This is a genomic window from Bacillus sp. FSL K6-0042 (genome assembly GCF_038006685.1).
Taxonomy (GTDB): Bacteria; Bacillota; Bacilli; order Bacillales; family Bacillaceae_G; genus Bacillus_A; species Bacillus_A pseudomycoides.
Genome location: NZ_JBBOVS010000001.1, coordinates 644,855 through 659,619, shown reverse-complemented (window position 1 = coordinate 659,619; position 14,765 = coordinate 644,855). Strand labels below are relative to the sequence as shown.

At 33.2% G+C, this 14,765-nt stretch carries 10 protein-coding genes and 7 pseudogenes; 3 read left to right on the top strand and 14 right to left on the bottom strand.

Going from position 1 to position 14,765, the window contains the following annotated elements:
- Positions 1 to 278 precede the first annotated feature (278 nt).
- On the top strand, positions 279 to 830 hold the full coding sequence (locus MHH45_RS03540; RefSeq protein ID WP_016114985.1) for a GNAT family N-acetyltransferase: 552 nt from the start codon (positions 279 to 281) through the stop codon (positions 828 to 830).
- A gap of 79 nt (positions 831 to 909) precedes the next feature.
- Here MHH45_RS03540 and MHH45_RS03535 read toward each other — a convergent pair whose 3' ends face one another.
- The 10 genes and pseudogenes from MHH45_RS03535 to MHH45_RS03490 form a co-directional block, all read right to left on the bottom strand.
- Entirely contained in the window at positions 910 to 1,647 is a 738-nt protein-coding gene (locus MHH45_RS03535) for a YrrS family protein (RefSeq protein ID WP_016114986.1), read from the bottom strand.
- Positions 1,648 to 2,079: 432 nt separating this feature from the next.
- A pseudogene (locus MHH45_RS03530) lies at positions 2,080 to 2,508 on the bottom strand (hypothetical protein); the annotation flags it as partial.
- Positions 2,453 to 2,617 (bottom strand): annotated as a pseudogene (locus MHH45_RS03525) (MerR family transcriptional regulator); the annotation flags it as partial. The pseudogenes MHH45_RS03525 and MHH45_RS03530, both read right to left, overlap by 56 nt.
- A gap of 450 nt (positions 2,618 to 3,067) precedes the next feature.
- Positions 3,068 to 4,168, bottom strand: a pseudogene (locus MHH45_RS03520) (C45 family autoproteolytic acyltransferase/hydolase).
- Between the two features lie 99 nt (positions 4,169 to 4,267).
- Complete coding sequence (locus MHH45_RS03515; protein ID WP_088093697.1) at positions 4,268 to 5,122, bottom strand: MerR family transcriptional regulator; 855 nt, start codon at positions 5,120 to 5,122, stop codon at positions 4,268 to 4,270.
- A gap of 398 nt (positions 5,123 to 5,520) precedes the next feature.
- Positions 5,521 to 5,976, bottom strand: a complete 456-nt coding sequence (locus MHH45_RS03510; protein ID WP_088093696.1) for an NUDIX hydrolase — start codon at positions 5,974 to 5,976, stop codon at positions 5,521 to 5,523.
- Between the two features lie 629 nt (positions 5,977 to 6,605).
- On the bottom strand, positions 6,606 to 8,621 hold the full coding sequence (locus tag MHH45_RS03505; protein WP_088093695.1) for a S9 family peptidase: 2,016 nt from the start codon (positions 8,619 to 8,621) through the stop codon (positions 6,606 to 6,608).
- Between the two features lie 21 nt (positions 8,622 to 8,642).
- Positions 8,643 to 9,101, bottom strand: a complete 459-nt coding sequence (locus tag MHH45_RS03500) for a Tn7-like element transposition protein TnsE (RefSeq protein ID WP_242227047.1) — start codon at positions 9,099 to 9,101, stop codon at positions 8,643 to 8,645.
- Between the two features lie 47 nt (positions 9,102 to 9,148).
- Complete coding sequence (locus MHH45_RS03495; RefSeq protein ID WP_016114994.1) at positions 9,149 to 9,454, bottom strand: SGNH/GDSL hydrolase family protein; 306 nt, start codon at positions 9,452 to 9,454, stop codon at positions 9,149 to 9,151.
- Between the two features lie 61 nt (positions 9,455 to 9,515).
- Complete coding sequence (locus MHH45_RS03490) at positions 9,516 to 10,112, bottom strand: TetR/AcrR family transcriptional regulator (protein WP_016114995.1); 597 nt, start codon at positions 10,110 to 10,112, stop codon at positions 9,516 to 9,518.
- 261 nt (positions 10,113 to 10,373) lie between these two features.
- On the opposite strand from MHH45_RS03490, the pseudogene MHH45_RS03485 reads away from it, so the two are divergent.
- Positions 10,374 to 10,546: pseudogene (locus MHH45_RS03485) on the top strand (cell wall hydrolase); the annotation flags it as partial.
- A gap of 240 nt (positions 10,547 to 10,786) precedes the next feature.
- Here MHH45_RS03485 and speD read toward each other — a convergent pair.
- The 4 genes and pseudogenes from speD to MHH45_RS03465 all read right to left on the bottom strand — a co-directional run bounded on the left by speD (position 10,787) and on the right by MHH45_RS03465 (position 14,212).
- Positions 10,787 to 11,629, bottom strand: a complete 843-nt coding sequence (gene speD, locus MHH45_RS03480) for an adenosylmethionine decarboxylase (RefSeq protein WP_016114997.1) — start codon at positions 11,627 to 11,629, stop codon at positions 10,787 to 10,789.
- Between the two features lie 457 nt (positions 11,630 to 12,086).
- Positions 12,087 to 12,221: pseudogene (locus MHH45_RS03475) on the bottom strand (cupin domain-containing protein); the annotation flags it as partial.
- Positions 12,222 to 12,768: 547 nt separating this feature from the next.
- Positions 12,769 to 13,284 (bottom strand): annotated as a pseudogene (locus MHH45_RS03470) (GNAT family N-acetyltransferase); the annotation flags it as partial.
- Between the two features lie 142 nt (positions 13,285 to 13,426).
- Positions 13,427 to 14,212, bottom strand: coding sequence for an enoyl-CoA hydratase/isomerase family protein (locus MHH45_RS03465; protein ID WP_016114999.1), 786 nt, complete (start codon positions 14,210 to 14,212; stop codon positions 13,427 to 13,429).
- Between the two features lie 268 nt (positions 14,213 to 14,480).
- On the opposite strand from MHH45_RS03465, the pseudogene MHH45_RS03460 reads away from it, so the two are divergent.
- A pseudogene (locus tag MHH45_RS03460) lies at positions 14,481 to 14,708 on the top strand (integrase core domain-containing protein); the annotation flags it as partial.
- Positions 14,709 to 14,765: the final 57 nt, after the last annotated feature.

Below are 14,765 nucleotides of genomic sequence, written 5' to 3'. Positions count from 1 at the left end.
CCTTATCATAAACTTTTCATAGTTATTAGTATCACCATCTCATCATTTACTAATCAAGCGAAGCTTTGATTTTATAACTTAATTGTTAATTAGTGATATTTCTTTCAGACATAATATCCTCTATTAATTATTGTACCAAGTGGCGTACATAAAAAAGCGTTTGTTACAACGCTTAACATATAATGTGTACCTCATGAACAAATATCCTTGAATTTTAAGTTACAATACGATTATGATATCTAGATGGAATATAATATTGAAAGGATGGTGTATTCCCTTTGAATATCCTTGAAACAGACCGTCTTATTCTTCGACTACAAACAACTGACGATGCAGCTTTTATCCTAGAGCTTATGAATGACCCCTCTTGGTTGCAATGTATAGGCGATCGTGGTGTAAGGACAATAGAAGACGCAAAGACTTATATTTTGAACGGACCGCTTCGCATGTATGAACAATTTGGTTTCTGTCTTTTTTTGGTGGAACAAAAGGAGGATCACGTTCCGCTTGGAATCTGTGGTCTGGTAAAAAGAGATTCATTGGAAGATGTAGATATTGGATTTGCCTTTCTCCCAAAGTATTGGGCTAAAGGATACGCCTATGAAGCAGCTTCTGCAGTGATGACATATGGAAAAGATAAATTGGGGCTAAATCGTATTGTGGGGATTACTACTCAAGACAATCGCGCTTCAGCTAAGCTTCTAAAAAAAATAGGATTGCAGTTTGAACGATTGATTCAGTTAGCTAATGATTCTGAAGAACTTAGTCTGTTTGCATTTGATAAACGAAAAGACAACCACATAAATAAACAGCAAACATATGAAAAATAGTAACTTATGTAAAAGACTCTCCAATCGGGAGAGTCTTTGTCTTATATACTGAATTTTGGTAGACTATTTGTCGGTATGACTATTTTATAACCTGAACAGATGCTGGTTTCCATCCCTTATTTTCTACCCAATCAATATATACTTTATATTTTTTATTGCTTTGCTTATCTCGCACATTACCATAGGCCTTATTCGTTCCATTATTTCCAATAAAATCATAAATGAGTTGTGATTCAGGAGCATCAACAGCGTAGGAAATTGCTTTTTTCATCTCATTCCAATCTGTCGTTCCCTCTTTAAATTGCATGGCAGGTTTTGCCCCTTGCTCTGTACCAACTGGATTCCATTGCTTATTTTGTTCTGTTTGATCCTCATTTTTGTCTGGTTGATTTTTAGTTGTTCCCTCTTCATTAACCTTTTGCTGTTCCATTTTTGTATTCTTTTGTTCCTCTTGTTTTTTCACTTGATTTTCATTACTCTGCTTTTCTTTTTCCAGTATTTTTGAGTTTTCTTTCTCTTGATTTTGTTGCTCTGTTAATTCTTGTTTTTCAACTTCTTTGTTTATTTGTTCTTTTGATGCCTCTTCTTCTGATTGTTTTGTTTTTTGTTCCTCTAATTTATTATTTTTCGCCTCTTTAGATGCTAATTGGGCTACTTTCTTTTCTTCTGGATGTTCTTTTCCTTTTGTTTGACCAGTAAAAAATAATTGATAAGATACCATGCTGACTGTCAGTAATACTAAACTTAATCCAATATTAACAACACCGCGCTTTCGACGTGATTGTTGTTTTTCTTGAAATCTACTTTCATTTCCCATTCCTGAAACCTCCATATGACTTTTACAGTGTACCTGTATGTTGTTTTCTTTACTTTACTTTAGACTCTAGTAAGTTTATTTTCATATTTTTGATGCCGATAAACTTTTAAATTCCATATGTATAGTCGTTATCATTTTCCCCCTTATCACTTACACAAACATCTATTGTAAATACATTTTTTAATTAGTACATTATTACACACGCTTTTCTATATTACATTTTAATATTCAGAATTTCAATAATAAAATTAATGTTAAGCTAGAATGTTTCTACTATTTTTAATACAAGTTTCGATTACTTCAACAATTCATCTATTTTTATAAAATATTTGGCAATTAAAATACAAAAAGACGTACATTTTAGTACGCACATCTTTTTGTATTTTTATACTCTCAGTGATTTCAATGCGAAAATAAAATCAAAATTCTTTTTCAGATTTTTTTAGAATCCAATGACTGCGCTGAATATAATTTTGCTTTCGATGGTAATAAATTAAATGCACATAACACGATGGTTATTAATAACATTACAAATGCCCCTATAATAACTACAACTTGAATGGAAATGAAATGAGTAGCTACTCCAAAAAGAATAGTTGCAAGAATGGTTAGAATTGCTATAAGTAATTCATAAATGCTCCCAACCCTTCCCATTATATCTACAGGTATATTGTTTTGATAAAATGTATAAAAACCTGTATTCGCAAAATCCATAGCAAAAGAAAGAATGAAGAAACCAATAGCTGCTATTATAAAATGATTTGAGAATGCATAAATCATATATCCAATTGAAATGAATAAGGATCCTATACCAATTAAAAATGAAGGTATAAGCTTTTTTGTAAAGATAGTATTTACTATACCCATTCTCAATATTTTGCTTAGGCTTGACTAATTCCTTTTCTTCATAAAATTTCAAAGTATCTCTAGATACACCTAAAAATTTAGCGACTTGTCCAATTGTGTACATTATACTCTCCTTTATCATTGCTACATATTCTTTATGATATTTCATATTATCAGTACGTCGATAAAAAATAATATAGGTTTTATTATAATAACTAAGTTAGGTATCACATCTTTTACATTCATACCTACATTCCTCCATCCTGCCCATTCTTTAAATTATCGAATATTGAAATATTCTTACAATTATTATGCCAAGAAATAGTAGAAGATGATACGAATTTCCAAATTCATATCATCTTCTTGAATGTTTTAATCAAACTTTATTACAAATTATCAATCTTTATATTAAATAATCAATCTTTTTTATAAAGCTACATCCACAATTGTGCCCTTTTCTTGAATATGTACATAACTTGTATTAGCTTAGTACTTAGGACATATTGAACTAAAACTACCTTTAGTAGCAAGATACAGCGCTTCACTTTAAACACTATCTATGATTTTATATTTATTATCTCGATATTCTCCAAAAATCCGGTCCATAATTCTTGTTACAAAATTCAACTGGAATTCGTGTCTTTGGAAAATTATCACCAACGTTTAACTGATATAATTTATTATGTAAAGGAGAACCATAGGAAAACTCAAGTTGGCAATCAGTTAGATTAAACAAAATTGAATGCACTGTTCCAAAGTTTTCTTTATAATTATGAATGGACACCCCTTTCGGAAACTCCGTTGAAAGAAGTTCTTTAATTTCGCAAGCAGTTCTTTTACCATTGGCACTAAATTTATTCTCTAAAATATTATATCGTAGTTGAGATTGTTCTAGCTTGCCTGGTTCAAGATTTTCAATTTCAGGAAATAGCCCATGATTTGTTGCAATTAAATAATCTAGTTCTGCGTTTTTAACTACTTTAACTCCGTCATATGTTCCAACTAAAGCTGCCTCACCATTTGCATCCGCTAAAAGTAAATTCATATTCGTTCCCACAGGCATGTTTTTCACAGCATAGATGGCTTCTTCAATATTTTTACACGTCTCTAGTATGGCTCTAACAACCACCATAAACTACAACCCAGTAACTACTGGTTTTCTCATACCTGGATATTTGCCTATCGGCATGCCACACGAAGCAAACGCTACACATAGACCTTTCTCGTTTAATCCATCACTTCGACCAAATGTAGAAACAGAGAAACCGGTATGCGTGTATCTTCCATCTACTTTAGTTGTACAAAGGCGCATATCCGAAATATCAGGAGAGAGGTCATAGTTTCGTAATACGTATGTTTTACCATCAGACATTTTTTGGGGCAAAATTGCACTTAGGCTACACCCTCCAGGTATTAACCAGGCATCATCATAAAATTTTAATTGGTTTGATTTATAACCAAACCCTTCCGCAAAACCCTCTAATTCCTCATTTAATCCCGGGCAATACTCCTCGATTTGGGACCTGATTTCTAGATACGCTTTGGTAGAATCAGAGTGTTTCCTAAAAAAAATTTCCTTAACGTGTGCACTTTCATAGTATTCTAATGCTTGTTGTTTTCCAATTTCATACGAACTTCCTTTAAGATAAGTAAATTTCCCTGTATGCGTATTCATTCAAAGCTCCCCATTCTGCATTTTAATAGCAAACATATATACCTTGCTATAAACAGAATAAACCCTCCAGTAACTAGAGAGTTAATCTCAGTTCGTTATTCAATTATTCTGCGTTGTTACCTTTACAAACACTTTTGTCAAAAAATCATTTGGATGTATCTCGTTGTTCGGTTTAATATTTATTGGATTCACTACTTTGGATGGGACGAGTCCCTTTATGTACTGTTCCATATACATTCCTTTAACATGAAGGGATTGTTCTGCCACCCATACCTTTAAACGATTGTAGCCATAGTGAAGTTCTGAATAAGGCCCTTCTACATTGACACATGCATACATTCCTCCAGGCACTCTCGTAAGATACTCCTCATTTTTATCGACTTTTACGGGTAAAAGTAATTCAACATCTGCTTTCTTTTGTCTCCAGTCTTTTTGATGAAAAATAGCTAGTAGCTCCCCATCCATATTAAACTGATATGCATATATCCTTTCAAACAACATTTTAACGAGTGTATCCATTTCAAACATGTTTATTGTTTTGCGAATAGACACAACCTGTGTATCTTTTCGCTCCTCTATGTAACAACTTGACAGAGTGGGCTCAGGAATGAATGTTTCATGATTCTTTATGAACTTCTTTATTTGCTGAATGTTGTTAATTTGCTTGATGATTTGTTCTTGCTGATACTTTAACTCTTCTGTTTTTTTCTTTAATCTTACATCCAGATCTTTCATATCTTTACCTTTTAAAACTTGCTCAATTTCGTTTAACGAAAACTGGCAGTCTTTAAGCACTAGGATAGTTTTTAGCTCTTTCATCTTATCGTAGTCATAGTAACGATAGCTCGTCTCGGGATCTACATAAGAAGGTGCGAGTAAACCAATGTCACTATAGTAACGAATTGTTTTCACAGGTACATCGCACAGATTTGAAAATCTTCCAATGGTATACATAACAAAGCCCCTTTTCCAAACAATTTGCTCCAATAAATCCCATTATAAATCAAAAACAAATCAATCTGACACTTCAACTTTCCACTTGAGATTCTTATTGATTTTCGATGAAATGGGAATTCAATGGAATAACATGACTGGCGTTTTTAAATGTAGTGTAGTGCTTTAAGGGAAAATCTAAATTTTTCCTCCGAAAAACAATCCCTACTTTCAACTAAAAAAGTAGGGATTTATGGCATTTTAATAGACTTAGGGGAATGAATGAAAAATCGTGTGAATTTGAAATAAAGTTTGATCAAAATGCCTTCTATTATTTATGTTGTTAGAAAGCTTTTTATAAAAAAAAGATTGATCATTATTCTATCCGTACATCGAATCTTTTATTTAACCACCAATTCTTATAAAGTGTATTTTAATTTGTAATCTTCGAGTACAGGTCTATCTGGTAGGATTATATTTTTTGGCAAGTCATATAAAGAAAAAAATCGAATGTCTGTTGCCTCATCCTTATCATGACTTAAATAGCCGTTATATTCTTTACATTCAAAAGCCGTCACAACATTATAGACTTCATCACCATGAGGATATTGATAGTAAAAAGCTTCTCCTGAATATGTATGAATTAATTTAAGATTCTCAGCCGTTAGTCCTGTTTCCTCAAACAATTCTCTATAAGCTACTTGTTCAAGTGTTTCTCCTAACTCCATAGAACCACCAATCAGTCCCCAACATCCATTATCTTTTCGAAGTTGTAATAAAACTCGTTGCTCATGATCTATAACAAGTACACACGCCCCAACCATAATTAAAGGTTTACTTCCAACCAAATTACGTAAGTCCATAATATATCCCATATATATGCCTCCTTTGAAAATCTGCACTCTTGTACAATATTCTTCTTACTTTAATATTGTACACAAACTAGATAAAAACCGCTTGCAATGTAAGCTAATGAGCAAACTATTTTTATCAAACACTATTCCAAACCAACAGAATGTAGTGATAAATGTAGGTGTTAAAAAAAGTTTGATCAAAACCTTGTGTGAAGTATTGTTTTTTCAGCAAAAAACAATAGCTAAATTTTGAAAAAAGTTTGATCATTTTATTTAATATATCTTTTTTTGTCCCGTAGATATATCAGTTGTACTGAAGTATCCATTTCTTATCTCTACTTTGCCTTCTAGGTCTAATTAATCTTTTATAAGAAGAAAACGTGGCAAATATGTAATTTTCCATATCTGAGCCACGTTTTTATCCTATTGCAGTTTTTACACGAATCGTTTCCGTACCCCTACAAAGGTACAGGGAGCTTAATGCCATAACGTTGCTATACAATTGTAAGTCAATGTAGTTGCTAGAGTATTATACAGTGGAAATTCACATGGAAATCATAGAGCTACAATCACAGGCTAAATAAGAAAAAAAGCTTCCTTATGAAGACTGTTTCATCCTTATGTATCCTGTGAGGATATCCATTTATTAATTATAAAACCCTAAAATCTTTCATACTTTCTCCAAGAATATAGTGTGAAAACCACATCAAATTCTGCTTCATAATAGCCACATTAATTCCTGGCTGGTCAGAACTATATGCCATTCCTTTAAATATAATTAATTCTGTATCAACTTCCATATCCCTTAATCCTTGATATAGCTCATATGCATTTGGAGTTGGAACTCTTGCATCCTTTTCACCATGTTGGATTAAGGTGGGAGTACAGGCTGATTTAATATATATCATTGGTGATGTTTTAGTATATATCTCTGGATCATCCCATGGATTATTTCCTAAATACATCCTAATAAAGTAAGGTATATCTGTATTTACATAATGGGTACTCCAATTAGTAATTCCACCTCCAACTGAAATAGCTTTAAATCTACTACTAAATGTAGAACAGAAAGCTGATATATATCCCCCGTTGCTCCATCCCATAACCCCTACTCTATCTTTATCTGCAATCCCTTTGTCAACTAGTTTATCCACTCCAGATATAACATCATCGTAGTTAGCAATTCCCAGTTTTCTATAGTTTGCTTTTAAGAATTCATTACCATAACCAGAACTTCCCCTGTAGTTTGGTTCTAAAACTATAAAGCCTTTTTCGATAAACTGTTCAATAGGATATTTCTCATTAAAACAGTCTGAAAATATTGGAAAGGATGCCCAAGCCGGACCACCATGGATTACCACTAATAAGGGATATTTTTTATTTGCGTCAAACTCTACTGGGGTTGATAAAACTCCCTCTATTTCAAGACCATCACTACTTTGCCATGAGATTATTTCCCTGTTACTTTTAAGCTTTCCTTTGAAAAAGCTATTTTCATTCGTTATTTTTTTATCGTCTAAATAGATTTCAAAGGTTTCATTTGTTATAGCCTTATTATAGGATATATGATTTCCATCCCTTGTTATAGAAGCATCCATTATAAAGCTATCTACTTTTTCGCTTAACATTTCCACAGTGCCATCCTCAGATAGCAACCCAATAAGATAATTAGTTTTATTCTGCCATCTAATTAAAATTCCTTTAGCTGTCCACCGTAATGGAATAACCGTACTATCAAAATCTGCTAAAGGTTGAATTAGCTCTCCATTATTAATATCATATATCTCTAATGTACTGTCTTGTATATGGGTCTTATAGTAATCCTTCTCCCTTATGCTTGCTGAATAACATATTTTGCTGCCTTCAGGAGAAAAGCAAACGCTCCCTCCTAACAACTTATCTATATTCATCTTTTGTAGCTCTCCAGCTTTAATATCTAGTATGTATAGATCTCCATTAATATAATCTCCCATATTTGGGCTTGGTGTAGCCATAAATACAACCTTTTTCCCATCATTTGAAATATCAAATTCATGGATATGAAAATCCTTCCCATCAGTTAGTTGATAAACAACGCTATTTTCGTGTTCATCTTTATCTTTACCAGAACTATCAGAATTTTCTAGGTGTTCATGTTTATCATTTTGTATCACTTTTTCTATTTCAATGTAATATAAACAATTATTCTGGTATTCTTTACCTATATGATGGAAATTCCCATATAGTTCCTTACGTTTCTTTATCACCTCAGATTCTTTTGACTGTGCAACATAATAAAAACCCTTGCCAGTAGACGCCCATTTGAATTTACTGACCCCTTCTTTCTCATCAGTAATTTGAACCCCACTATAACCATCTATTGACTTAACAAAGATCTGATTTTTCTTATTATCCCCGTCACCAACTGGGCTAAGGTATGCGATATCCCTAGAATCTGGAGACCATAATGGGTATGTACTATCTATATCCCTAGTTGTTAATGGGTAACTCTGCCCCTTATCTTTTTCATATATCCATACATGATTCCTATATTTATTGTCTTTCCAGTTAGCTGTCTTCTTGACAAATGCTACGTTTTTGCCATCATCACTTATGTTTGTACCTGATAAGGTTGGTAATGAAATAATCTCTTCTATACTTAGATATGTTTTTTCATTCATTTTCATTAATAAACCCCCTCGTAATGTCTAGTAATCTAATTTGTTCAATAAAACCTCTGCCCTATGCTGAACCCCTTTAGAACTGTGTTTAGCTTTCACCACTGTAATACCTTGACCTTCAATGCTTTTCAATGACTTACTTGTCCAAGTTCCACTATCATTCACAAGATTTATAAGCAGTCGATCATAAATAGTTTTCCATTCACGAATTTCAAACGATGATAATATTAACATCGACAAAGAGCGATTTTCCCGTTCAATTTCTATAATGTTGAATTGTTTGCCATTCCCCAAATACATTTGAGCAATTACATAACGTCGCTTAGTGACATTATCACTCAATTTCGTAAATCTACGTTCACCGTGACCATCTGGCAACACATCCATAATTACTTGTATTGTTCCTATTATGGGATATTGCTCAAGTGCTTTGAGGACATTAATAAAATCTTGAAGCTCGCCTTGTGCATGAATTTCATGCAACATTTCATATTCTAGACCTCGTGCCAGCTGTTGAGCGAATAGAATCATGATCAATGTAGTTTTTCAAGAACTTTTTCATACCGTTCAGTAAACTCTTTTTGGTTTGATACGACTGGCCGCGCTTTTACCCCTAATACTTTGGCGTAAATATCATTGATTCCTATCCAAAGAAAAGAAATATCAAATATACCATCATCTTTAGAATGGTTAATTCGATTATATAAGCCCGTCACTGTTTCTCCTGGTTTCCCTAAGTTATATAACGTGTCGTTTGGAAATTGATCGCTCAATATTTTATAAAAAGAAATACCTGGCCTTCCCTCGGTTAGACTATCTCCAAATAGCGCTATTTTCATTTTTCTCTCCTCCATGACTCGTATTTCTCTACATGAAAACGAAATAAAAGGCGAGTATGAATTAAGACTTCTTGTTAGAAATAGATAACAAAAATATAGTGATTGCCTCTTCAAATAAACGTTGTAATTCTTCAGTTTCAATTGTGTGGATAAATTGACATAAGCCACCTAACCACGAACCTAATAGAATACTTGTCTTTTCAATATCTTCTATTTTAAATTCATCATTGCTAATTCCTTCTTTTAAAATATATTGATATGCTTGTAAGGGGATAATTGCTAATCCATATAGTTTCTGCACTGTAGAAGGGTTGGTGGTAGGATCTGATGCAAGTTCTTGACCAGCTCTTAATAAAGGAGCTTTGTAATTATAAAGAACGTGTCTAGCCATTCCATATAACTTTTCTGTCGCTGTTTGATATTTCTTTGTTGTTGTTTGCCATTTCTCATCCCATTGCTGCATACCCCTTTGCGCCAAATATACAAATAAGTTTTCTTTATTTTGATAATGATAATAAATATGTCCTTTGCTATAACCAGAGGCTTTCGCAATATCTTCAACAGAAGTCTTTGCATAGCCCTTTATAGAAAATAATTCGGTTGCTTTTTCAGCTATTACTCGTTTTGCTTGTTCACTGTCATAACGCCTTTTATTCAACGGTTTTCTCCTTTCGATTAAATTCATTAAAAATTGAACGATTGTTCTAATTGTAGTTTATGCAAACTTTCTATACTTAGCAACTACTAGAATAAAAAATGTAGTATTTGCGGAAATTAGATATTCATGTTGACTTAGTTATTTAAATTATTATATTTCCCCTATAAATACGGTGCGTGAAATTGCCTATTTTGCACGAACTTTAAATTCGTGTTTTTAATGCTCTTTACATATACTTGTAAAGAGCATGGAGGGATAGTAATGAGAATTGCGTACACAGAAACTGATGTGAACTTGTTAGCTCATCTAATGAAGGAAAAAGCAGTAGGACAACAAGGGATTCTGGATATTGGAAATGTCGGTGTAAACAGAGTGATGTGCGATTGTCTAGACTTTAAAGGAATTCCCGCAACCAACGAGAGCTGATTACCCAAAAGTATATACTGGAAAATAAATGTTTAATGATTCTCTATTGATAAAAAATCCCTTCACGTTTTGTGAAGGAATCATTATATTATTATGGATTCATTTGAAAATTCGGATTGAGAAATTCACCTTTTTATATAGCAAATTGTTGTTCATCATCATAAAAAATTAAGGCAAAACTAAAAGACATGAATCTGATACAATACCAGACTCATGTCCAAGAAGTTGCCTAATGAAATAAATTGTGCCTAGAGTTCATCATCCAAATCCTCTTCAATTAATCCATGATTCATGTTTTTTCCGTAAAATATTTCATCCATTTCTGTTTTTAATTTTTTTGTAATTTCCTCTTGTTCTTTCACGGATAATTTTTCTTGGGTATATCCAAATAGATAGTTGTTTAAGTCAAATTCTTTTCGTTTACATTTTGTATGAAAGATATGTTCTTGATATACATTAACATCAATCATATCATAGAGTTTTTTCACGTTATTTGGAATGTAATTTTGGATAGAACTTATTTCGTGGTCAATAAATAACTTGTTACCTGTTATATCTCTTGTAAATCCCCGAACGCGGTAATCAATTGTCATAATATCTGTATCAAATGAGTGGATAAGGTAATTTAATGCCTTAAGAGGCGAAATTTCACCGCATGTAGCTACATCAATATCTGCTCTAAAAGTGCTGATACCTTCATCTGGATGATATTCAGGATACGTATGAACCGTTATATGACTTTTATCTAACTGCATGACAACTGAATCTGGGAGCGGTCCAGGAGATTCAGTGAATGATTCTGTCGGCACTTCCACCACAGGACCTTCTGATACTAGTATGGTTACACTTGCCCCCTGTGGTACATAGTCTTGTTTAGCAATATTTAATACATGTGCACCTATAATATCTGAGACATTTTTTAAAATCTTAGTTAATCTGTCTGCATTATATTGTTCATCTATGTATTCTATATAAGATTCTCGTTCTTCTTTTGTTTTTGTATAGCAAATATCATACATATTAAAGCTTAATGATTTTGTGAGGTTATTAAATCCATGTAATTGAATCCGTTGTTCTGGTGTTAGTTTCATGATAAAATTCCCCATTCTTTTTTCTGATCAATAATATTTTATAAATCCTTTATGAAATATGGTTCCATTCTACAATTTTTTCATGCATATTCTTTTGAATTAGAATATATGATCTGTTTCTCATTTATTGGTACTGGTCAATTTTTATATTTTTTTATTTTATTGTAAATATACGGTAAATGAAATTTGAAACAACAACTATGTAGAATTGGATTTTAACAATCATTGTGACTTAATTAATCAAAAACAAAAAGATGTACAAACTCACGTTGTGTACATCTTTTTGTCTATGTCTGAAACGAATTAAATATGAGGTTATGTTCTATAATGGCCCCTAATTATATCCACTCAAAATATTATTTATTTAAATTTTTTTTCGTTACTTCACTTCTAATATTTACCTCTTTTGAGAATTCAGTATCGTTTGTTAGGTTATTCGGATATTTGTTTTTGCGTTTTGAATACAGATAAAATAGAGAGGTTCACTTGAATTATTACGCCAAATTCGTTCCCCTTCTTGTGCTATCCTAATAACAGTACCCTCTTTAATTTCAATGATTTCATCATCAATCTTAAATTGCCCTTGTCCCTTTTGTTGCTATCAAACCGAAGTAATCTGCAATATTTGTGGCAAAAGCGAAGACCCTTGATCAGAGAGCTTTCTGCTTGAATTGTTAATTGCGATATCTTTCCGGTATGGTTAATCCATTTCTTTCATCATCCCATGCTACGGAACTAATCTTCCAACCACTTGGAGTTTGAATAAACTGCATCGTTTTCATCCCCAATGTCTCGAATGAATCGCCATCCAACACTCCAGATTTTCGATATAAGCTGAAACGGTGAGCGATATTACCGAAAATCTCTGTAATTTCTTGTATTTCTTCTTCTTTGAAATCATTTAAGCGCCCTTCTCTTAATAGTTTTTCACGTGGATCGATAAATTGCTGAAGATTGTAAATATTTGGGATGGAATCCGTATTTTTAATGATCATTCCCTCTGGAATAAATAAATCATTGAGTACACGTACATTTGGTTCTTCTCCATTTTTGTTGGTAAATGCATTAAAGAATGCATCAGTTAATCGATCTAAACTTATTTTTTGATCTGATAATTTATATGTGTTATTTATATGGTTTTCTGTTCTACTATTATATGCAAAAAGTCTAAGCTCTTCAGGATCATTGGACAACTGAACTAATCTTTCAAACTGTAACCCTACTTTTTCAAGTAACTTGGCTGAAGGGTGATTGTCTTGAGTTGTGATTGCGACGATTCGATTTAATCCTAAAGTATCTTTACCATATGCCATTACAGCAGAAGCTGCTTCATAGGCATATCCTTTTTCCCAATACTTTGGAAGAAAGGCAAAACCAATATCCACATCTTCTAGGGTGTCTCTTTTTACTAGACCACAAATCCCAATTGGGATTTGATCTTCTTTTCTCTCTACCAAATAAAGACAAAATCCGAATTGCTCATACATACGAATTGGTCCATTCATAATGTAGTTACGTGCATCATCAATCGTTTTCACACCACGATCGCCTATAAATTGTAACCAAGAGGGATCATTGAGAAGCTCTAGGATAAACTCTACATCGTCGGTAGTTTGTAGGCGAAGGGTAAGCCGATTGGTTTCAAGAATTTTCATAGTAATACACCAGCCTCATAGTATTTATTTTAGTTGATATTGTATTCTTGTTGTATAAGACTTATTAGTAAGTAATTCAAAAAGATATTAAATAACTAAACTAGTATCAAAAGAGAAATAATTAAATGATTGATTCGATAAACTATTTCCCACTAAATGATGCTTTGGTCTTTTCTAAAAATGATTTAGTTCCTTCTTTGAAGTCCTCTGTGGATGCAATCAAACCAAAATAATCTGCACCGAGAAGAGCGGACTCTTCTAAAGTTAAATTGCTCCCCCTATGAATTGCCTCCCAGGTCATTTTTACTGCAATTGGAGCCTGAGACAGAATTTCTAGGATAAGAGTTTCTGATTCTGATAGTAACTGTTTAGGCTCAACAATCCTATTAACCAGTCCTATTCTATAAGCTTCTTCTGCGCTTATCGCGTTTCCAGTGAGTAACAGTTCTGCAGCACGTTCCTTACCTATAAGTCTGGGAAGTCTCGTAGTTCCACCAAAACCAGCAACAGCACCTATACGTACTTCAGGATGTCCTAATCTAGCATGATTTGCACATACACGGAGCGAACAGGATTCAGCTAACTCAAGCCCACCTCCTAGAGCGAAGCCATTGATAGCAGCAACAACTACTTTCCCCAATGACTCGATTTTATTAGTAACCGTAACAGCTAGCTGAGCTAAATCACGTACTTCTAGAGGAGTACTTTTATTAAGATACTTAATGTCTGCACCTGCGGAAAATGCCTTTTCCCCGGAACCGATAATGATCACTGCCTTTACACTTGAATCAATTTTAATCCTGTCTAAGATGGATGAAAGTTGTTCAAGAACATCTCGGTTTAATGCATTGAGTGCTTCCGGTCTGTTTATTGTAATTTTTGCGATTCCATTTTCTCCAGTGTAGAGAATGACATCTTTATTTATCATTTTAAACCCTCCAATAGTTTAGTGTATCGACACTGATTCCTTAACGTAAGGAAAATCAACTTTTTCATCCCAAAAATGGCAGAGTGTATGTGTATATTTTCGTTAAAATGTTAGCAGGACCTCTTTAACGGTAAAGATAGCTTGCGGGTCGGATGTATTGTTATCGCAGGAACAGCAACATGTCTTTGACGAACAGCTCCGGATACCGGAAGAGGAACCCATGCCCTGAATCTGGATAAATAATGAGCTGAGCATTCGGCATCCTCCTGATCAAGATTGGCACTATCAAATGAAACAATACCGTCATTCCCTTACTAAACGTGGCATTACACAAAGCATGTCCCGTAAAGGGAACTGTTACGATAACGCAGTAATTGAAAATTCCTTTGGTATCATGAAGTCAAAATTTATATATCGAAAAGAATTCAAGAGTATAGAACATTTTGAGCAAGAACTAGCAACGTATATAGTGTACTATAATTATAAAAGAATTAAGACAACTTCTTGGGGTCACTTCAAGGGAATCGGCTTTTTTCTTGTCGAAATTTACTTA